The organism is Streptococcus sp. 20925_1_22, assembly GCF_041431685.1.
Lineage (GTDB): Bacteria > Bacillota > Bacilli > Lactobacillales > Streptococcaceae > Streptococcus.
Window position 1 is genome coordinate 385,922 of record NZ_JAPVYE010000001.1, and the last position, 20,705, is coordinate 406,626.

Below are 20,705 nucleotides of genomic sequence, written 5' to 3' on the forward strand. Positions count from 1 at the left end.
TTAAATGAAATGTGTGACCTGGGACAGACGATGGTAGAAGCGTGGCCATTCTACCTACACCCAAATCCAGAGAAAATAGGGCAAATATGGTAAAATGATAGAAGCACAATTTGAGGAATAAAAGATGATTAACAGAATAACAGATAATAAATTTGAATTGGTTTCCAAGTACGAGCCTTCAGGTGACCAGCCCCAGGCTATTGAGCAGCTGGTGGACAATATCGAGGGAGGCGAGAAAGCCCAGATTCTCATGGGGGCGACGGGTACTGGTAAGACCTATACCATGAGTCAGGTTATCGCTCAGGTCAACAAGCCGACACTGGTTATCGCCCATAATAAGACCCTGGCCGGCCAACTTTATGGTGAGTTTAAGGAGTTCTTCCCCAATAACGCGGTGGAATACTTCGTTTCCTACTATGATTACTACCAGCCGGAGGCCTATGTGCCCTCCAGCGATACTTATATCGAAAAGGATAGCTCGGTCAATGACGAGATTGATAAGCTCCGTCACTCAGCGACTTCTGCCCTCTTGGAGCGCAATGACGTGATTGTCGTGGCTTCTGTCTCTTGTATCTATGGTCTGGGATCGCCAAAGGAATACTCCGATAGCGTAGTTAGCCTGCGTCCTGGTCTAGAGATTTCCCGTGACAAGCTGCTTAATGATTTGGTTGATATCCAGTTTGAGCGTAATGACATTGACTTTCAGCGGGGGAAATTCCGGGTTCGTGGTGATGTGGTGGAGATTTTTCCAGCTTCTCGTGATGAGCATGCCTTTCGGGTAGAGTTTTTCGGAGATGAAATTGACCGGATTCGTGAGGTTGAAGCCTTGACAGGTCGAGTCTTGGGTGAGGTGGACCATTTGGCCATCTTCCCGGCCACTCACTTTGTGACCAATGAAGACCACATGGAAGTAGCCATTGCCAAGATTCAGGCCGAGCTGGAGGAGCAGCTTGCTATTTTTGAGAAGGAAGGCAAGCTGCTGGAAGCCCAGCGCTTGAAGCAGCGCACAGAGTACGATATCGAAATGCTGCGCGAGATGGGCTATACAAACGGCGTTGAGAACTATTCTCGCCACATGGATGGTCGGAGCGAAGGAGAGCCGCCTTATACCCTTCTGGACTTTTTCCCTGATGATTTCTTGATTATGATTGATGAGAGTCACATGACCATGGGACAGATTCGGGGTATGTACAATGGCGACCGCTCTCGGAAGGAGATGCTGGTTAATTATGGTTTCCGCCTGCCATCTGCCTTGGACAACCGTCCGCTGCGCCGGGAGGAGTTTGAGAGCCATGTTCACCAGATTGTCTATGTATCGGCTACGCCGGGCGACTATGAAAATGAACAGACGGATACTGTTATTGAGCAGATTATCCGGCCGACAGGGCTTCTGGATCCAGAAGTGGAAGTCCGTCCAACCATGGGGCAAATTGATGATCTTTTGGGCGAAATCAATGCTCGTGTCGAAAAGAATGAGCGGACCTTTATCACAACCCTGACCAAGAAGATGGCGGAAGATTTGACAGACTACTTCAAGGAAATGGGTGTCAAGGTCAAGTACATGCACTCAGACATCAAGACTTTGGAACGGACCGAGATTATCCGAGACCTGCGCTTGGGTGTCTTTGACGTTCTGGTTGGGATTAACCTGCTGCGCGAGGGAATCGATGTTCCCGAGGTTAGTCTGGTGGCAATTCTTGATGCGGACAAGGAAGGTTTCCTCCGCAACGAACGCGGTCTTATCCAGACTATTGGCCGGGCAGCCCGCAACAGTGAGGGGCATGTGATTATGTATGCAGATACTATGACCCAGTCCATGCAGCGGGCTATTGATGAAACTGCCCGCCGTCGGGCAATCCAGATGGCATATAACGAAGAGCATGGCATTGTACCGCAGACCATTAAAAAAGAAATCCGCGACCTGATCAGTGTGACCAAGGCTGCCTTGCCAGACAAGGAAGAAACTGTCGAAATCGAAAGCCTCAACAAGCAAGAACGCAAGGACATGATTAAGAAACTGGAAGGACAGATGCAAGAAGCTGCTGGACTTCTGGACTTCGAACTGGCTGCACAGATTCGCGATATGATTCTGGAAATAAAGGCGATGGATTGAAATTTTAGAAGGAGATAAAATGAAAGAGTTAAATTATTTTTCAGGTGAATTTAATACAAATGAATTACGAAAATATTTTAATTCTTTAGATAATAAAGAACTGAAATATGAAATTGGAAACTTTGTATATCAATATTTACATTTATCTGAAGAAGAACAATTAAAATATGTTGACCATGTTTGTTATGTTTGTAGTAATTTTGAAGCGAAAATTGATAAAACGATAGAAAAAAAGATTTTAGAGACTCTAAATAAAATATTATCAAAAACTCCACAAACATATAGTTGGTATGAAATCTTTTACTATTTATCTATTCTTTATAATTATCTATATCTTACCAAAGAATACGAAGAATATTCTATATTTTTTGAAAACGAGAGTTGTTTTTTTAAAATTCTTGATCTAGTATTAAAAGATAATCTAGAGAAAAGTAAAATAATTTATTCTGATTTACTTTCAGTTTTTGTTAAACTATTCGAACAGAACAGTTTACCAGAAGAAAAAAGAATTTATTTTGAAAGTAAATTAGAACAGTTCATCAGCTTTATATTTGAAAATAATGATTTTGAAAATAATGATTTTGAACATATTATATTTTGGTATTTTGAATTAGAACAGTTTATTTCAATTTTTCAAAATGACCACTTAAAATTGATAAATGACCATTTTATGGAGAATCCTCAATCTGCAAATGTTGGTGAATATCTAGATTTTGTATCAAGGCATTTTGATGATATAATTGAAGAATCGATTGATGTTGTTCGAAAGATAGCAAAAGAAAACGATTCTGATATAATTCGAGATCAAGCAATTAAATTAGTTAAAATGTATGATGAGCGTAATAGTAGTGATGAAGGCGCTATTTTAAAAAAGGAGAGTGATTCTGGATTTATACTGTCTGAAAATTACAAGGAACTTTTGAATCAAGCAGAAGCTATTATTGATGATATTCGTTCTAATTTGACTATTGCTTCTAAAGATTTAAAAACAATCGGCTCTTTTGGACATTATACTAAGATTGATACTTTAACAAATTTTCTTATAAAAGCAGACTGGAAAAATGAAAATAATTCTGAAACTCAACCTCCATTTTTACGACTTACTAATCTAAAACAGTTAAACGATCCAATGGAAGGAAGGGCAATACACGATTATTTGGGTATTGATAATACATTTTTCCATAACTATCAAACTTCCAATGTGTTTATATCTTCCTTAACTGTAGTTTCTGATAGCCTACCTATGTGGAAAGAATACGCAGATTCATGTCAAGGAGCATTCCTTGAATATGACATGAGTTATCTTGAACATATTGTTGCTCATAAATCTATTGAATTTGTTAAAATTCATTACTTAGATTTGAATTCTGGCGCTAAAGATGAATCAGATGTTGGTAAAGCTCTAGATATTCTAAAACAAATTTTTGAAAAAATGCAAGAGTTTGAAGGTGAAACTCCACTAAGTGACTTGGCGGAAAAATTAAAAAAGATTTCTTATCTTTTTAAAGTAAAAGATTACGAATATGAGATGGAGTATCGTATTCTAATCAATCTAGATGATACTTCTGTAAAAACACTTATTGAAAATCATAATAAAAGTTTAGATAAAAATAAAGATTTATTAAATGATAAATCCTTGAAGAAAGAAGATATTGGGTTAGAAATTTTTGATAAAGTTAACTATAACGATTTTAGGAAGTATATAGTATTAAGCCCTAAAGATAATGGCAGATACGATCTATTTGTATACATTAATCTGGCTCCTTTGAAATACTCAAAAGTCATTCTAGGTCCAAAGGTTACAGATGCAGACTATATTGCTCCTTATCTCAAACTTGCCAATCCTGATATAGAGATAAAAAGTTCGAAAATTCCCTATCGTTAGAGAAAATAACCATTTTTTAAACATACAAGCAAGGAGCATCACATGCGTTATGTACTTTTACTCCGCGGCATCAATGTCGGCGGGAAAAACAAGGTCGTTATGGCTGATTTGAAGAAGGATTTGGCTGGGTTGGGTTTTGAAAATCCGGTTTCCTACATCAATAGCGGCAATCTTTTCTTTGATAGCGAGGAGCAGGAGGAGAGGATTCGGGAGAGCTTGACTGCTTATTTCAGTCGGTCTTACGATTTTCCGCTGCCTTTCGTCCTTGTCAGCTCTGCCATGCTTGAAAAAGAAATAGCCAATCTTCCTGCTTGGTGGCAGGATGAAACAGCCTTTCGGCGCGATGTTCTCTTTTATCTGCCAGAGGTAGACAGGGAAAGCGTTCAAGAGTTAGCAGGCAGTTGGGCGAATGACAAGGAGCAACTGCATTTTGGGCAGACGGCTTTCTTTTATAGTAATGCTGACCAAGCGGACTATCTCAAGTCCAACTACCATAAGAAACTTCTCAAATCTAGTTTCTACAAGCAACTAACCATCCGAAACGGCAAGACCTTCCAGAAGATTGTGGAGTTGGTGAATGAGAAGTAAGACCAAAAAGAAAAATAAAAACAAAAGAAAAGTAAAAGTTCAGGGGAATAAGTTTAGTCTTTGGTTGGAAAAACATCGTGTAGTAGAAGCTTTTTTAAATTTTTTAGTCTTAATAGTTGTTGCGATTGGTGTGGGATATTTAACTTTTGGTAATGAGAGCATTCCTGCTCCACTTCGTCATTTTAATTATATTAGTCCTTTATGTGTAAACTTGCTCCTCTTGGTGCTTATTCCTTATTATTCTCGATTTGGTAGCTTGAGAAAAGAAGGATTTACTTCTCTGAAGGTTTTAGCGGAAGGATTTCTTTATCTGAACGGGCCGGTTTTCTTAATCCATTATTTTATAGGAATTCGGTCAAAAGGTGGAAAACATTTTGCACCACCTCTAATCAGTTTGGATTCTCGCTATGTTTGGTTTCCGATTGCAACTTATATCCTATTTTTTTCAATAGCTGGGCTTGCAACTCTTATTGCTATTTATTTAGAGAGGAAGAAGAAATGTCACGTTCCCAAAAAACAATCCTAACAAACATCTGCCTTGTCGAAGATAAGGCGCGAGGTAAAGTCCTAATGCAGTATCGCTCTCCAGAGCTCTATCGTTGGTCTGGATATGCTTTTCCGGGCGGTCATATTGAAAAGGGAGAATCTCTCCATGATTCAGTTGTCCGTGAAATTTTAGAGGAAACGGGGTTGACTATTTCTCATCCGAAATTGGTTGGGGTTAAGAACTGGCATACGGATGAAGGAGTTCGCTACATCGTTTTTTGTTACAAAGCGACCGAATTTTCTGGTCAGATTCATTCGACAGAAGAGGGCGAGATTTCTTGGGTAGACAAGGAAATCCTGCCTCAGCTGGACTTAGCCTACGATATGTTAGAACTTCTGCGTATGATGGAAGATGAGGAACTGTCAGAATATTACTATCACGAGCGGATAGAAGGTGGCTGGCGCAAGAGTATGTATTAAAAAATGTTTCCTTTTGTGTCTGAAGTGCAAAGATAGAAAGGTGGATGACTGTCATGATTTCATTATGGATTGCTATTGTTGCATTTTTTCTTTTGGGCTTAAACCATTTTTTTCCTTCTAGAAATGCTGGATTCGGTTTGAGATTTCCATTTGCTTTTCATACTTTAAAAGGATGGAAGCAGAGCCAATCTAGGTTTTATAGATCAGTGATTTTGCTTAATTTGCTCATTTTTCTTTATTCTTTGTACACAGATTTAAACGAGAATAGGGTCTTGGCCTTGTCAATTATTAGTATTGTATTTTCTGGGATATTAATTTTTTTAATTTCTTTTAAAGAATAGTTTGATTGTTTTATCAGTGATTTTTATAGCGACTATCTATCATTTGAAAGCCGGTTGGCGCAAGAGTATGTACTAAAAAGACTGACTAGGTCGGGGCCTAATCAGTCTTTTTCTTGCTTGTTATTTATCCTGTAAAAATCCTAGGTCTCTCAAGGCAGATTCTACATAGTCCAAATCCTGCTGGGAGTCGGCTTGTACTAGGTGATAGTGGACTCCATCTGTCAGTTCAGATAAGGGGCGAAAGGCACAGGATGCGACCTGTTGGAGAAAATGCTGGACATCTCGGCGGCAGGTCAGCTTCAGATAAGTCTGAATTTCGCCGTAAACTGGATGCTCAATCAAAATAGTCTGCACGCGGCCGCCATTATCCACGATAGCCAGTAGCTCAGCTTCCATATCCTCAGCCCTATGCTGAACCTTGAAGAGCTGATGAAAAGCTGCGCTTTCTTGGCGGTCTTTATAAAGATAGCCTCGGTTGGTTGAGAGGATGGGGGCACCATCAGCCCGCAAGAGGGCAATATCTTGCACGATAATCTGTCTGGTCACATGGAAATGTTCCGCCAGTGACTGACCGTTGAGGGCAGCAGATGATGTTTTCAAAAGGTTTAATAGTTCTTCTCGTCTTTGCTTGGTCATAGCTTCATTGTAAACCAAAAGTCAGGAATCTTCAAGCTCTAGCGGATCTTTTTCAGCGCTTGATAGATGAACTTAGCAATGACAAAGTCGACCATGCTATGGATGACCGTACCAAGTCCAACCAGACCAAATAAGATATAGAAAGCATTAGCTGGATAGGCAGAAGTCGTGTAAAAGAGGATGCAGACGACCACCTCGCCAAAGGCATGAATCAAGGCCAGTAGGAAATTAAATATCCAAGTCTTCTTCTGGCTATCCAGTGTGTCCGGGTGCTTTTGCAGATAAAGAGCGCCGATGCTAGCAAAGAGCAAGTGGGATAGGGCTCTAAGCGTGATGATAAAAGGAAGCCCAGACATAAAAAATCCAATAGTGGAGCCAATCACAACAATCACCGTCATGAGAGGTGAAATAAACATAGCCAAAAAGATAGCGACATGGCTGGCTAAGGTGAAGGAAGCGGGCGGTATGACAATTTTAATCGGCATAACCAGCGGGATAACAATGGCTAGTGCAGTCAAAAAAGCGGTTAGTGTCATAAATTGATTTTTAGATCTTGGTTTCATAGTGACTCCTTTTTATCTGTATATACACTAGTATAGTACACTGTTTTTGCAGAAAGGTCAAGACCTGTAGGAAATCCTAAAAGAGATTTGTCAAAATGCTTAAAATAGCTTATACTAGAAAGGTGTGGAAATAGGAGAAAACTAGATTTTTAGAATTGAGTTGACCTTCACATCGTTTAGTGTTCTGCTGGATTTGAAAAATGAAAGAAGAGCTTAATCATATATAGATGGCTGGTATGGGAATTTAGCAGCCTTGACTAGAAATGGAGAAAAAATGAACAACTTACCAAACTGCCCCAAATGTAATTCAGAGTATGTCTACGAAGATGGAACGCTCTTGGTCTGCCCAGAATGCGCCTATGAATGGAATCCAGCTGAGGTTCAAGAAGCAGAAGAAGGACCAGTAGCGATCGATGCTAATGGCAATAAGCTGACTGATGGCGATACAGTTACCTTGATTAAGGACCTGAAGGTCAAAGGAGCACCTAAGGATCTCAAGCAAGGAACGCGCGTGAAAAATATCCGCATCGTGGAAGGCGATCATAATATTGACTGTAAGATTGACGGCTTCGGTGCGATGAAGCTCAAGTCAGAGTTTGTTAAGAAAATTTGAGGTCTCTATGAATCGCCGTTTTATCTTAATTTATCGAATTGTTCTGTTTATTCTCGCCTTTTTGGGTGTGTATCTGGAAATCACTAAGTATGGCGTGGGCATGCTCATGTACTATACGGTTTTGTCCAATCTCTTGGTCCTGCTCTTTACGGGCTATCTTGTCTATCTGATGACGAGATCTAGCGATGCTTGGAAGGCGCCGAAAATCTTGAGAATCAAGGGTGGGGTAACCATGTCCATCATGATTACTTGTGTCGTTTATCACCTCTTGTTGGCCCCGATTGCGACAGATTTTTACCGTCTAGAGAATTTTCTTTGCCATTATATAGTACCCTTGGTATTTCTTCTGGATACAGTAATCTTTGACAAGTCGCGCCAGTACCGTTGGTTTGATCCGATTTCCTGGACAAGTGTGCCCTTGGTCTATATGGCCTTTGCCCTCTTTAATGGTTTCTTCCTGAAAATAGATATTCCAAGATCCAAGGACAATCCATTTCCTTACTTTTTCCTCAATGTCTTTAAGAAAGGCTGGCCTTATGTCATCCAGATGTGTTTGATTATCTTTGCAGCCTACCTGATCTTTGGTTTTGTCTTTTACGGGATAAAATCCATCCCTTTCTCAAAGAAAAAAGCTTCAGAGTGACATGTGAATTTTAGATGAAAAACAGATTTCACTAATCCTTACCCAGTTGAGCAGAAAAAATACAATTTTTTTCTTGAAATAGTTTTGAATTTGTGATATAGTATAAAAAATTAAATAATCCTTTAATTCTATCCAGAGAGATAGACAAGGAGCAAGTAAAAAGATGGGTGGAGTGTAAGCAAGTGCGTCTTGTTTTCGCTTGCCTGACTAGATTTTCTGAAGTCTCCTTGTAATAAGGAGACTTTTTCTTGTTTGAGGAGGAAAGAATGAAAACAAAAGAAGTTGTCGATGACATCACCATGAACCGTGCGATTACGCGGATTACCTATGAAATCATCGAGCGCAACAAGGACTTGAACCAAATAGTCTTGGCTGGGATTAAGACCCGCGGGGTTCACTTGGCACACCGCATTCAGAAGCGGTTGGCTCAGTTGGAGAATATTGATATTCCAGTCGCAGAAGTAGATACCAAGGCTTTTCGAGATGATATCAAGGTTGAGGAAGATACAACAGTGATTCCAGTAGATATTACCGACCGTCAAGTAATCCTGATTGACGATGTACTCTATACAGGACGGACCATTCGAGCGGCTATTGACAATCTGGTCAGTCATGGACGGCCTTCTCGGGTTGGTTTGGCTGTCTTGGTTGACCGTGGTCACCGCGAGCTGCCTATACGGGCAGACTATGTCGGCAAGAACATTCCGACTAGCCAAACTGAGGAGATTATCGTTGAGATGACCGAAACTGACGGTCAAGATCGCGTGTTGATTATGGGGGAGTAATAAGCTAAATGAGTCAAGATGTTAAGTATGATGTGCATGATATGCCAAAGCCAGGTTTGCTTTTAGGGCTATCCTTTCAGCACTTGTTCGCCATGTTTGGGGCGACAGTCTTGGTGCCGATTCTGGTGGGAATTGACCCAGCGGTGGCTCTTTTTTCCAGCGGTCTTGGAACAATTGTCCATCTGACTGTTACCAAGTACAAGATTCCAGCCTACATGGGGTCCAGCTTTGCTTATATCGCAGCCATGCAGATGCTTATGAAGACTGATGGTATCGGAGCGGTTGCTCAGGGAGCTATCACCGGTGGTTTGGTCTACTTTATCGTAGCACTGATTGTCAAGTTTGCTGGCAATGCATGGATTGACAAGGTGCTGCCGCCAGTAGTGGTAGGGCCTATCATCATGGTCATCGGTCTGAGCTTGGCTGGGACAGCTGTTAGCGATGTGATGAATAAGACTGTAGCTAATGGGGAAAAGGTTTATGATTTGACCTACTTCATTATCGGAATGGTCACTCTCTTGGCAGTCATCCTCTTTAATATCTATGGTAAGAAAATTGTGGGAATCATCCCAGTCTTGCTAGGTTTGATAGTCGGCTACATCTTTAGCTTGATTTTAGGGGCCGTGACTGGGCAGGAAATTGTGTCTTTTGCCAAGGTTGGGCAAGCTTCTTGGTTCCACCTTCCGCCAATGAGTCTGCCATTCTTAGACTATGATGTGAAATTTTACCCAAGCGCAATCCTAACTATGGCGCCTATCGCCTTTGTAACCATGACAGAGCATTTCGGGCATGTCATGGTGCTGAATAGCTTGACAGGTAAGGACTTCTTCAAGGATCCAGGACTGGACAAGACCTTGACTGGTGATGGTCTGGCTCAGATTATTGCAGGGCTTTTCGGAGCACCGCCAGTGACTAGCTACGGAGAGAATATCGGAGTTATGGCGCTCAATAAAATCTACAGCGTCTATGTCATTGCAGGTGCGGCAGTACTGGCTATTGTCATGAGCTTTGTGGGTAAGGTCTCAGCCCTGCTCCAATCCATCCCGAGTCCTGTGCTGGGTGGTATTTCCATCGCTCTCTTTGGGGTAATTGCTTCGAGCGGTCTCAAGATTCTGATTGAGGCGCAGACCAACTTTGACAATAAAAAGAATCTCTTGATTGCCAGTGTCATCCTGGTATCTGGTATCGGTGGTCTGACCTTGCAGCTATCGGGTCTGCAAATCTCAGGAGTTGCCTTGTCAACTATTCTGGGAATTGTCCTCTATCTTGTCCTGCCTGAGCCCAAGGATTGAGCTAGGCGCTAAATCATTAACTTTCGTTCAAAAATAGCTTGCTCTCAGAGCGACTTTACTTGCAGCACTCTGGAAGCCCTCATTCTTTCATAAAGGAGAATTACATCATGTCATCCAATCAAATCGCTCTTAAGAATCTTGTTTCTATGGAAACTCTATCAAATGAAGAAGTTATGGCCTTGATTAAACGCGGAATCGAATTTAAAAATGGCGCTAAAGTCCATTATGATGAGCAGCATATCGTATCTAACCTCTTCTTTGAGCCTTCGACTCGGACCCACAAGGCCTTTGAGGTAGCAGAGTTGAAGTTGGGTTGCGATCTTCTGGACTTTGATGTCAAGACCAGCTCGGTCAATAAAGGAGAAACCTTGTATGACACTATCCTGACCATGTCTGCCCTTGGTGTTGATGTTTGTGTCATTCGTCACCCTGAAGTGGACTATTACAAAGAGCTTGTCGAAAGCCCAACTATTACGACTTCCATCGTTAACGGAGGAGACGGTTCTGGTCAGCATCCTAGCCAAAGCTTGTTGGATCTGATGACCATTTATCAAGAGTTTGGACGCTTCGAAGGACTCAAGGTTGCGATTGCTGGCGACTTGGACCATTCGCGCGTGGCTAAGTCAAATATGCAAATTCTCAAGCGCTTGGGGGCAGAGCTCTACTTTGCAGGTCCGGAAGAATGGCGGAGCCAAGAGTTTGCGGACTATGGTAAGTTTGTCACCATTGATGAGGTGATTGAAGAAGTGGATGTCATGATGTTCCTGCGCGTGCAGCATGAGCGCCATGACTACGAGTCCATCTTTTCTAAAGAAAATTACCACAGACTGCATGGTCTGACTCAAGAGCGTTATGACCGTATGAAAGATACAGCGATTCTGATGCATCCGGCTCCAGTTAACCGTGATGTAGAAATTGCGGATCATCTGGTCGAAGCACCAAAATCGCGTATCGTTGAACAAATGACCAACGGCGTCTTTGTCAGAATGGCTATTATCGAAGCAGTTCTGAAAGGCCGTCAATAATCTCGGACAGTAGGCCGGGAGTGGGTAAAGCTATGTGAAGCAATCCCACTCCCTATTATTATATATCTTATGTGGATGGTCGTGGGCGGTCTGCATCTTGGACAGGAGGGAACAATGGCAAAGAGACTTTTAATATTAGAAAACGGCATGATTTTCGAAGGGGAAGCTTTTGGAGCGGATCTTTTTGTGACAGGCGAAATCGTCTTTAACACAGGCATGACAGGTTATCAGGAATCAATTACGGATCAGTCTTATAACGGCCAGATTTTGACCTTTACCTATCCCTTGGTTGGAAATTATGGTGTCAATCGGGACGACTATGAATCCATTCTGCCGACCTGCAAGGGAGTGGTGGTCTATGAGTATGCACGCCGTGCCAGCAATTGGCGCCAGCAATTGTCTTTGGATGAGTTCCTCAAAATCAAGAAGATACCAGGCATTTCGGGAATTGATACAAGGGCACTAACCAAGATTATCCGCCAGCATGGAACCATGCGGGCAACCATTGCCAATGCGGATGATAGTATTGAGCATTTGCAAGACCAGCTGCAGGCGACAGTTCTGTCAACTGATAACATCAAGCAGGTGTCTACCAAGCAGTCCTATCCAGCTCCGGGAACGGGTCGCAGCGTGGTATTGGTGGACTTTGGTCTCAAGCATTCTATCCTGCGGGAGTTAGCCAAAAGAAATTGTAGCGTGACGGTGGTGCCATATGATACCAGTGCTGAGGAAATTCTCCAGCTCAATCCTGACGGCGTCATGCTGTCCAATGGACCGGGAAATCCGGAAGATGTGCCAGAGGCTCTGGACATGATTCGTGGTGTTCAGGGCAAGATTCCAATTTTCGGAATCTGTATGGGACATCAGCTCTTCTCCATGGCTAATGGTGCAAAGACGCATAAGATGAAGTTCGGCCACCGTGGCTTCAACCATGCGGTACGTGAGATTGCGACAGGCCGAGTTGACTTTACTAGTCAAAATCACGGCTATGCAGTCAGCCGTGAGGATTTGCCGGAATGCCTGATTGTGACCCATGAAGAAATCAATGATAAGTCTGTCGAAGGTGTGCGCCACCGGGATTATCCTGCCTTTTCTGTGCAGTTTCACCCGGATGCTGCGCCGGGCCCGCATGATGCAGATTATCTCTTTGATGAGTTTATGGAAATGATGGATGCCCATCAGGCTTACTAGGAAGCAAGATTGAGAGGTGCACTATGCCAAAACGTAAAGATATTCAGAAAATTATGGTCATCGGTTCTGGTCCTATCGTCATCGGTCAGGCTGCGGAGTTTGACTATGCTGGGACTCAGGCTTGCCTGTCCTTGAAAGAAGAGGGCTACAGTGTTGTCTTGGTTAATTCCAACCCGGCGACCATCATGACGGACAAGGAAATTGCGGACCGAGTTTATATCGAGCCTATCACGCTGGAGTTTGTTGCACGCATTTTGCGTAAGGAACGGCCGGATGCTTTGCTGCCTACTTTGGGCGGCCAGACCGGACTCAACATGGCCATGGAATTATCCAAGTCAGGGCTTTTAGAAGAGCTGGGAGTGGAGCTCTTAGGCACAAAGCTGTCGGCCATTGACCAAGCGGAAGACCGGGATCTCTTCAAGCAGCTGATGGAAGAACTTGGCCAGCCCATCCCTGAGTCAGAAATTGTCAATACAGTTGATGAAGCGCTGGAATTTGCAGCTGACATCGGCTATCCAGTCATTGTCCGTCCGGCATTTACACTGGGAGGAACTGGCGGTGGTATCTGTAGCAATGAGGAAGAACTGCAGGAAATTGCAGAAAACGGCCTCAAACTCTCTCCGGTTACCCAGTGTCTAATCGAGCGCTCCATAGCGGGCTTTAAGGAAATCGAATACGAAGTCATGCGGGATGGCGCCGACAATGCGCTGGTCGTATGTAATATGGAAAACTTTGACCCAGTCGGTATCCACACAGGGGATTCAATCGTTTTTGCACCTAGTCAGACTATTTCAGACTATGAATACCAGATGCTGCGGGACGCCAGCCTCAAGATTATTCGAGCACTGAAGATTGAAGGTGGATGTAATGTGCAGCTGGCTCTGGACCCGCATAGCTTTAAGTACTATGTCATTGAGGTCAATCCGCGGGTTTCCCGCTCATCAGCCCTAGCCTCTAAGGCGACTGGCTATCCGATTGCCAAGTTGGCGGCGAAAATCGCAGTCGGACTTACATTAGATGAAATCATCAATCCAGTGACAGGCTCTACTTATGCTATGTTTGAGCCAGCTCTGGACTACGTAGTTGCTAAAATTCCGCGTTTTCCATTTGATAAATTTGAGCAGGGTGAACGCCGTCTAGGAACCCAGATGAAGGCGACAGGCGAAGTCATGGCTATCGGCCGCAATATTGAGGAGAGTCTGCTCAAGGCTTGCCGTTCTCTTGAAGTTGGTGCGGACCACAATGAGCTGCCTGCTCTCAGCCAAGTAAGCGATGATGAGCTGATGAGGAAGATTGTCAAAGCGCAAGACGACCGGATTTTCTATATCTCAGAGGCTATTCGCCGTGGTTACAGTCCTGATGAAATTGCCGAACTGACCAAGATTGATGTCTTTTTTCTGGATAAGCTGCTCCATATTTACGAAATTGAGCAGGAGCTGGCTAGTCATATCGGAGATAGCTATGTGCTTAAGAAAGCCAAGCAAAATGGCTTTGCGGATACTAAGATTGCTGACTTGTGGGACATGACAGCTGAGCAGGTGCGTCGCATCCGGCAGGAGCAGAAGATTGTACCGGTTTACAAGATGGTGGATACCTGTGCTGCTGAGTTCGAGTCTGCGACGCCTTATTTCTACTCTACCTATGGCTTTGAAAATGAATCTATCAAATCCAGCAAGGAATCTGTTCTGGTGCTGGGTTCTGGTCCTATCCGAATCGGGCAGGGAGTGGAGTTTGACTATGCGACTGTTCATTCTGTAAAGGCCATTCAGGCAGCTGGTTATGAAGCAATTATCATGAACAGCAATCCGGAGACTGTATCGACCGACTTTTCTGTCTCTGACAAGCTCTACTTTGAGCCGCTGACCTTTGAAGATGTCATGAATGTCATTGAGCTGGAACAGCCTAAAGGTGTTATCGTTCAGTTTGGCGGGCAGACAGCCATTAATCTTGCAGAGCCACTGTCCAAGGCTGGTGTTAAGATTTTAGGTACCCAAGTGGCGGACTTGGATCGAGCTGAGGACCGGGATCTCTTTGAGCAAGCTCTGAAGGAGCTGGATATTCCGCAACCGCCGGGTCAGACGGCCACTAATGAAGAGGAGGCAGTAGAGGCTGCTCGTAAGATTGGCTTCCCCGTTCTGGTGCGGCCTTCCTATGTCTTGGGTGGCCGTGCCATGGAAATCGTAGAAAACGAAGCGGATCTACGCTCTTATATGCGGACAGCGGTTAAGGCCAGTCCAGACCATCCGGTTTTGGTTGATTCTTACATTGTCGGTGATGAGTGCGAAGTGGATGCTATTTCTGATGGCTGTCAGGTCTTGATTCCAGGGATTATGGAGCATATCGAGCGGGCAGGGGTTCACTCAGGGGATTCCATGGCGGCTTATCCGCCGCAAACTCTATCTCAGAAAGTCAAGGATACTATTGCAGACTATACCAAACGCTTGGCTCTGGGACTCAACTGTATTGGCATGATGAATATTCAGTTCGTCATCAAAGATGAGCAGGTCTATGTCATTGAGGTCAATCCACGGGCCAGCCGGACTGTTCCTTTCTTGTCCAAGGTGACCGATATTCCGATGGCGCAAGTAGCGACCCGTTTGATTCTTGGGGAAAGCTTGGCAGAGCTGGGCTATGAAGACGGTCTCCATCCAGAAAGTTCCATGGTTCATATCAAGGCGCCAGTCTTCTCCTTTACCAAGCTGGCGAAGGTTGACAGTCTTTTGGGACCTGAAATGAAGTCTACCGGCGAAGTCATGGGCAGCGACCGCACACTCGAGAAAGCTCTCTACAAGGCTTTTGAGGCTTCCTATCTCCATCTGCCAAACTTTGGTAATGTCGTCTTTACTATTGCAGACGATAGCAAGGAAGAAGCCCTGCAGCTGGCTCAGCGTTTTGCCAATATTGGCTATGGTATTTGGGCAACCAAGGGAACAGCCTCTTATTTTGAAAATCATGGTCTACACGTCCGTCTGGTGGAAAAAATCGGCAGTGATGATGACAAAGACATTCCAGCCTATATCCGCAAGGGTAAGGTTCAGGCTATTATCAACACAGTCGGAACCAAGCGGACAGCAGATAAGCATGGCCAAATTATCCGCAGCTCAGCTATTGAGCATGGAGTACCACTCTTCACAGCCTTGGACACAGCTGATGCCATGCTGAAGGTGCTGGAAAGCCGTAGTTTCACTACAGAGGCGATATAGAGCAAGATTTTTGTGTTCCAGATTGTCGTTTGACGCTATCCAAATCGGAAAAGTAATCTCATACAGTTAAGCTTGAGAGAAGCATCTGTCCAAGCTTATTCTGTCTTTGAATAGTAATATTAAATAACCTTTCAAATATATTAAATTAAAAGCAAAGAGGAAGTGGGAAAGAATCCTACTTCCTTTTTCTTTATTTTCTTAAAACAACTTGACAAAGAAGTTGACAAAGTGTATGATATTAACCAGTTAATAAACTGGTTAATAATAAGTTAAGGAGATATTGTGAAACGAGCTTTAAAATTCATAGCCTGCCTTAGTCTGCTGGTCCTGTCCTTGTGTCTCTGGGCTTGTCAGTCTCAAAAGGAATCTAGTCCATCCAGTCCGTCGCAAGGATTGAGGATTGTAACCAGCTTTTATCCTATCTACTCTATGGTCAAGGCTATATCGGGCGATCTGAATGATGTGCGCATGATTCAGTCTAGCAACGGTATTCATGATTTTGAGCCTTCAGCCAATGATGTGGCAGCTATCTATGATGCAGATGTCTTTGTCTATCATTCACGGACCTTGGAGTCCTGGGCTGGCGAGCTGAATCCTAGTCTCAAGAATTCCAAGGTTCAAGTTCTTGAGGCTTCTCAGGGAATGGAGCTGGAGCGGGTTGCAGGCTTGGAAGATGTCCAAGCGGGAGAGGGAGTGGATGAGAAGACCCTCTATGACCCCCATACCTAGTTGGATCCTCAGAAGGCTGTGGAGGAAGCCCAGATTATCGCCGATAGGCTGTCGGAGTTGGATAGTGACCATCGGGAGACGTATCAAGCCAATGCTCGAAAATTTCAAGAAGAGACCAAGGAGCTGACAGAACGCTATCAGGAGATTTTTGATAAAGTGCCCAACAAGACCTTTGTCACGCAACATACAGCCTTTTCTTATCTAGCTAAGCGCTTCGGGCTGACCCAGTTGGGCATTGCGGGTATTTCACCGGAGCAGGAGCCTAGTCCGCGTCAGCTGACAGAGATAGAAGACTTTGTCAAGGAGCATCAGGTGAAGACCATTTTTGTGGAAAGCAATGCTTCTTCCAAAGTGGCTCAAACCTTGGTCAAGGCGACCGGTGTACAAATCAAGGAGCTGAATCCTCTGGAAGCAGATCCAGTCAACCAACTATCTTATTTAGAAAATTTAGAAAAGAATCTAGCTGTTTTAGCTAAAGATTTGAAAGGATAAAAGACAACCATGAAAAAGAAATATTTCCTTGCTTCAGCAACTGTACTAGCTCTCGGCCTCGGAACTTACGGGCTTATCCAATGGCAATCTCAGCCCCGACCTCAGACCAAAGATAATAAAGTAGCCTATATTGAGGATAAGACTTTGGGTGACAAGACGGATAAAAATAAAAATTTGACACCTGACCAAATCAATGATGAGGAAGGTATTGAAGCAGAGCAGATTGTCGTGAAAATCACAGATCAGGGCTATGTCACTTCTCATGGAGACCATTATCATTACTTTGACGGGAAGGTGCCTTTTGATGCCATTATCAGCGAAGAGCTGATTATACGAGATCCCAACTACACGCTGCAGCAAGCAGATATTATCAATGAGGTCAAGGATGGTTATATCATCAAGGTGGAGGGGAAGTATTATCTCTACCTCAAGGATGCCAAACATACCAGCAATGTCCGCTCGGTGGATGAGATTGCGCGGCAGAAGAAGCTGCATAAGACCAAGGAAGAAGGCGATAGTGGCAAATCTTCCACTACAAAATCAAGCAGAACTCGCGATTTCAGCCAGCCCAGCAAGTCCCTCGCTGCGGGAAAGACAGCCGCAGACCTTGCAGGAATTTCTTATCAAGGCCAAGGGGGATATAGGACGGATGATGGTTATACGTTTAATCCGTCTGACGTCATCGAGGATACTGGCGATGCTTTTATCGTGCCGCATGGCGGGCATTTTCACTACATTCCTAAGAGCGACCTGTCACCAGCAGAATTGGCTGCGGCTCAGAGCTACTGGAATAGCAGGCAGGCCGGCGGACGGGTGAATACGCCTGACTACGGCAGGACGATTGCTTCTTCCAACACATGGAATCAGAATAGTGCTATCAATCAGGGTGGAGCTGTCTCAAATCCGACTCCACAGCTGCCAAATCATTCAAAGATTGAGCAACCAAGCCCTGGCTTAGCGGTTACTCAGCCGAGTCCGTCTAATTCGCTCCAGCCGTCTCAACCATCTCAGCCATCCTTGCCAAGTCTGCTGCAGCAACTCTATGCCCTGCCTCAGTCTCAGCGCTATCACGAAGGGGACGGTGTGGTGTTTGACCCACTGAAAATCAGCCGTCGGACAGAAAATGGGATCGTTATCCCCCACGGATACCACCATCATTTCATTCCTTATGACAAGCTGTCAGACTTGGAAGCGAAGATTGCCCGCTTGATTCCTATTGGTTATACTTACCAGCCGCTAGGAGATCCTCTGCAAGCTTTGAAGCCTCAGTTACCGTCACAGCCTGAGCACGACCATGGTTTTCATGCGGAGGCTGTCATTGGCAAGGACGACCAAGGCTACATGGTATCGCATGGAGATCATGCTCATTACTTTTACAAGAAAGACTTGACTGCTGAACAGATTCAAGCAGCGGAGCAGGTCTTGGCCAAGCAGCAACCAGCAAAACCGTTAGCAGTAGTCAATGACGCTGAACGCTATTCACGCGATGCCAGCGATGAGGAAAAGATTGCTTATATCTGCCAGACCTATGGCGTTCCCAAGGAAGCGGTTCGCATCTCAAATGGCTTCTTTGTCTTTAATAACCCTGACCAAGCCTATGATCCGACTCATATCCACCCCTATGCTGTCCGCAAGGAGCATGTTCGAATTCCTCTGGTAACGGGCAATGCAGAGCTGGACTTCATGAATGAGCTCTACACAACAGCCTTGCGCTCAGGTCTTTCACCTTACAGTCTGCAGGTGGAAGATGGTCAGTTTGTCATTCCTCATGGCGACCACAACCACTATATCAAAATCCAGTCCAAGGGCGCAGCAGAAGCCTTGAAAAATCGTCTGCCTCAGATTCAATCTAAGTATGAGCAAGGCGATTATGATGAGGCTGCTGTTTTGCAAAAAGTAGAAAGCCTGAAAGCGGATAGTCAGCGTCTCTATGCCGATGATCCTCTTATGCAGCGGCGGATTGAGCTTGCTTTGGGGCAGTTCGTGGAAACCATGAAGAAGCTGCCTAGCAACTCAACAGCTGGCTACCTGAGCAGTCTGGATAACTTTGATAAGCAGTTTATCCATGTGGATCAGACGGTCAAGCCAATCCAAGAGACCGAGCTAGACAAGACCTATCAAGGACTTTTGGAGAGAATGAACCGACTTGACACGGATAGTTATGGAATGAAGAAAGCTGACTTGCTGCAGCGTCTGCAAAATGCTTATGCTGGCCAGAATCAAGCTGAAATGGCAGAGCTAGGACAAGTATTATCTGCTTTAGAAGATTATCATGATCGGACAGGCGTCACAGCGGTTGATTATATTCGTTATTTCTACCAAGCTTTAGAGGATGGGCGTTTGAGCCCTGAGCTGCGCAGAAAAGCAGCCGAGCTGACCTTGACTCTCTATAAGTCTCAAGCCTTTATAGAAGCGACCAATCTCCAACAGCTTTTCCCTGCCCTCTATCAGACTAAAAAAGAGATTGCAGCTGCCCTTGCTAGCGGTCAGCCTTCTGCGTCCTCTGAAAAGACAGAACTAGATCAGGGAGAGCCCGATCAACCAACCTATAAGGCCATGATTTATGACTTTTTGAAGGGGATTTATGATGATTTTGGCACCTCGGATGATAGCGAGAAGAGTGCCCAAGCCCTTGTCTTCCTTGGAAAAGCGCAGGAATTGCTAGGAGAAATAAAGGATCAAAACAGCCGAGCAGACTATGCAGCTAGAATCTTGGAACTAGGCAAGGAATTAAAGAGCAGTAGCTCAGATAAGCAAGCTCTGCTGGCAGCAAGTCAGAAGCTTTTAGATCAGATGAGCCGGACTATTGCTGGACAAAAGGAAGAGCCAGCTAATACGGAAAATCAGGAAGTTTATCAACAGCTTTATAATTTGCTCATGTCTATCCATCAGTATTTGGAAAAGAATCAAGGAAGTGAGCAGCAATACCAGCAGCTGGACCAGCTTTTTGATAAGCTCGGACAGAGAGCTACAGACAAGAAAGAGCTGCTTAAGGAAATCCTGGCCTTCCAGCAGTCACTCGTCCATCCTGAGGGAGCAAGCGAGTCCGATTCTCAGCATAGGGACGATGATGGCTATCACTTTAATCTGCAGGATATGGTCGGAGCGGATGAGCAAGGATATCGAGTAGCCCATCTGGACCACGAGCATTATATCTACAAGAAAGACTTGTCAGAAGCTGAGCGTCAAGCTGCAGATGCCTATGCGGTGCAAAAAGGCTTCCTAAAAGCACTGGCTGAACAACCTGCTTCTGGTCAGCCAGCAAGCAGCAGTGCTCCAGAAACTGCGCAAAATGGCAATCTACCTTCTGAATCTGCCACTGGAGAAGCAGCTCAAAACCAATCTGACAAACCTGCAGAAGCTTCGATAGCTGCAAACCCGACTGGTCAATCAAGCTTAGCAGCGAGTTTTGTCATGACAGAGGAAGCATTCAACCAGAAATTGCAGGAGCTTTCTCAGCTCTACGGTGTCAGTCCAGAGGCTTTCAGCTATAATCCAGCAAACAGAAGCATCAGCTTTACAGGAGCAGACGGCCAACTGAAAACTGTCCAGATTAGCTAAGCTTACATTTTGATGTAAAAACAACAATACAACGAATGATGAAGACTAAGCCAAGTCTAATACCATCATTCGTTTTTGA

The 20,705-nt window shown here is 44.3% G+C and carries 16 protein-coding genes and 1 pseudogene; 15 read left to right on the forward strand and 2 right to left on the reverse strand.

Annotation, left to right across the window (positions count from 1 at the left end):
• Positions 1-124: 124 nt before the first annotated feature.
• The 6 genes from uvrB to O3621_RS02005 are packed head-to-tail and all read left to right on the forward strand — an operon-like array spanning position 125 to position 5,893.
• Positions 125-2,113 carry an excinuclease ABC subunit UvrB gene (uvrB, locus tag O3621_RS01980; protein WP_002904675.1) on the forward strand — a complete coding sequence of 663 codons (1,989 nt, stop codon included), beginning with the start codon at positions 125-127 and terminating at the stop codon, positions 2,111-2,113.
• 19 nt (positions 2,114-2,132) lie between these two features.
• On the forward strand, positions 2,133-3,998 hold the full coding sequence (locus tag O3621_RS01985; RefSeq protein ID WP_049539146.1) for a DUF2971 domain-containing protein: 1,866 nt from the start codon (positions 2,133-2,135) through the stop codon (positions 3,996-3,998).
• 42 nt (positions 3,999-4,040) lie between these two features.
• Positions 4,041-4,586 carry a DUF1697 domain-containing protein gene (locus O3621_RS01990; RefSeq protein WP_314449141.1) on the forward strand — a complete coding sequence of 182 codons (546 nt, stop codon included), beginning with the start codon at positions 4,041-4,043 and terminating at the stop codon, positions 4,584-4,586.
• Positions 4,576-5,112 (forward strand): hypothetical protein, encoded by a 537-nt coding sequence (locus tag O3621_RS01995; protein ID WP_061591690.1) that lies wholly within the window; start codon positions 4,576-4,578, stop codon positions 5,110-5,112. Before O3621_RS01990 ends, O3621_RS01995 begins: the two co-directional genes overlap by 11 nt.
• Positions 5,085-5,552 (forward strand): 8-oxo-dGTP diphosphatase, encoded by a 468-nt coding sequence (locus tag O3621_RS02000; RefSeq protein ID WP_061591691.1) that lies wholly within the window; start codon positions 5,085-5,087, stop codon positions 5,550-5,552. Before O3621_RS01995 ends, O3621_RS02000 begins: the two co-directional genes overlap by 28 nt.
• A 44-nt stretch (positions 5,553-5,596) precedes the next feature.
• Positions 5,597-5,893: a hypothetical protein gene (locus O3621_RS02005; RefSeq protein WP_002904668.1), complete on the forward strand. Its 297-nt coding sequence runs from the start codon at positions 5,597-5,599 to the stop codon at positions 5,891-5,893.
• A gap of 120 nt (positions 5,894-6,013) precedes the next feature.
• Here the strand turns inward: O3621_RS02005 and O3621_RS02010 are convergent, their stop codons facing one another.
• The gene (locus O3621_RS02010) at positions 6,014-6,547 is read right to left on the reverse strand and encodes a transcription repressor NadR (RefSeq protein ID WP_196756972.1); all 534 of its coding nucleotides are present in this window, start codon (positions 6,545-6,547) and stop codon (positions 6,014-6,016) included.
• 20 nt (positions 6,548-6,567) lie between these two features.
• Positions 6,568-7,092: an ECF transporter S component gene (locus O3621_RS02015; protein WP_002914987.1), complete on the reverse strand. Its 525-nt coding sequence runs from the start codon at positions 7,090-7,092 to the stop codon at positions 6,568-6,570.
• Positions 7,093-7,366: 274 nt separating this feature from the next.
• On the opposite strand from O3621_RS02015, the gene O3621_RS02020 reads away from it, so the two are divergent.
• The 9 genes and pseudogenes from O3621_RS02020 (at position 7,367) to O3621_RS02060 (ending at position 20,626) form a co-directional block, all read left to right on the forward strand.
• On the forward strand, positions 7,367-7,705 hold the full coding sequence (locus O3621_RS02020; protein ID WP_002920966.1) for a zinc ribbon domain-containing protein YjdM: 339 nt from the start codon (positions 7,367-7,369) through the stop codon (positions 7,703-7,705).
• Positions 7,706-7,712: 7 nt separating this feature from the next.
• A complete protein-coding gene (locus tag O3621_RS02025; protein ID WP_061591692.1) occupies positions 7,713-8,348 on the forward strand; it encodes a Pr6Pr family membrane protein in 636 nt (211 codons plus the stop codon).
• A 266-nt stretch (positions 8,349-8,614) separates the two neighbouring features.
• Entirely contained in the window at positions 8,615-9,133 is a 519-nt protein-coding gene (pyrR, locus tag O3621_RS02030; protein WP_061591693.1) for a bifunctional pyr operon transcriptional regulator/uracil phosphoribosyltransferase PyrR, read from the forward strand.
• A gap of 8 nt (positions 9,134-9,141) precedes the next feature.
• Positions 9,142-10,425, forward strand: coding sequence for a uracil-xanthine permease family protein (locus O3621_RS02035; RefSeq protein ID WP_061591694.1), 1,284 nt, complete (start codon positions 9,142-9,144; stop codon positions 10,423-10,425).
• 107 nt (positions 10,426-10,532) lie between these two features.
• The gene (locus tag O3621_RS02040) at positions 10,533-11,450 is read left to right on the forward strand and encodes an aspartate carbamoyltransferase catalytic subunit (RefSeq protein ID WP_002895276.1); all 918 of its coding nucleotides are present in this window, start codon (positions 10,533-10,535) and stop codon (positions 11,448-11,450) included.
• Positions 11,451-11,564: 114 nt separating this feature from the next.
• On the forward strand, positions 11,565-12,641 hold the full coding sequence (locus O3621_RS02045) for a carbamoyl phosphate synthase small subunit (protein WP_314449128.1): 1,077 nt from the start codon (positions 11,565-11,567) through the stop codon (positions 12,639-12,641).
• A gap of 23 nt (positions 12,642-12,664) precedes the next feature.
• Positions 12,665-15,844 (forward strand): carbamoyl-phosphate synthase large subunit, encoded by a 3,180-nt coding sequence (carB, locus tag O3621_RS02050; RefSeq protein ID WP_314449126.1) that lies wholly within the window; start codon positions 12,665-12,667, stop codon positions 15,842-15,844.
• A gap of 282 nt (positions 15,845-16,126) precedes the next feature.
• Positions 16,127-17,065: pseudogene (locus tag O3621_RS02055) on the forward strand (metal ABC transporter solute-binding protein, Zn/Mn family).
• A 9-nt stretch (positions 17,066-17,074) separates the two neighbouring features.
• A complete protein-coding gene (locus tag O3621_RS02060; protein WP_314449123.1) occupies positions 17,075-20,626 on the forward strand; it encodes a pneumococcal-type histidine triad protein in 3,552 nt (1,183 codons plus the stop codon).
• The last annotated feature ends 79 nt before the right edge of the window (positions 20,627-20,705 follow it).

Coding starts and splice junctions, on each gene's coding strand:
- uvrB (WP_002904675.1), top strand. CDS start 125: ATGATTAACAGAATAACAGATAATAAATTTGAATTGGTTTCCAAGTAC.
- O3621_RS01985 (WP_049539146.1), top strand. CDS start 2,133: ATGAAAGAGTTAAATTATTTTTCAGGTGAATTTAATACAAATGAATTA.
- O3621_RS01990 (WP_314449141.1), top strand. CDS start 4,041: ATGCGTTATGTACTTTTACTCCGCGGCATCAATGTCGGCGGGAAAAAC.
- O3621_RS01995 (WP_061591690.1), top strand. CDS start 4,576: ATGAGAAGTAAGACCAAAAAGAAAAATAAAAACAAAAGAAAAGTAAAA.
- O3621_RS02000 (WP_061591691.1), top strand. CDS start 5,085: ATGTCACGTTCCCAAAAAACAATCCTAACAAACATCTGCCTTGTCGAA.
- O3621_RS02005 (WP_002904668.1), top strand. CDS start 5,597: ATGACTGTCATGATTTCATTATGGATTGCTATTGTTGCATTTTTTCTT.
- O3621_RS02015 (WP_002914987.1), bottom strand. CDS start 7,092: ATGAAACCAAGATCTAAAAATCAATTTATGACACTAACCGCTTTTTTG.
- O3621_RS02020 (WP_002920966.1), top strand. CDS start 7,367: ATGAACAACTTACCAAACTGCCCCAAATGTAATTCAGAGTATGTCTAC.
- O3621_RS02025 (WP_061591692.1), top strand. CDS start 7,713: ATGAATCGCCGTTTTATCTTAATTTATCGAATTGTTCTGTTTATTCTC.
- pyrR (WP_061591693.1), top strand. CDS start 8,615: ATGAAAACAAAAGAAGTTGTCGATGACATCACCATGAACCGTGCGATT.
- O3621_RS02035 (WP_061591694.1), top strand. CDS start 9,142: ATGAGTCAAGATGTTAAGTATGATGTGCATGATATGCCAAAGCCAGGT.
- O3621_RS02040 (WP_002895276.1), top strand. CDS start 10,533: ATGTCATCCAATCAAATCGCTCTTAAGAATCTTGTTTCTATGGAAACT.
- O3621_RS02045 (WP_314449128.1), top strand. CDS start 11,565: ATGGCAAAGAGACTTTTAATATTAGAAAACGGCATGATTTTCGAAGGG.
- carB (WP_314449126.1), top strand. CDS start 12,665: ATGCCAAAACGTAAAGATATTCAGAAAATTATGGTCATCGGTTCTGGT.
- O3621_RS02060 (WP_314449123.1), top strand. CDS start 17,075: ATGAAAAAGAAATATTTCCTTGCTTCAGCAACTGTACTAGCTCTCGGC.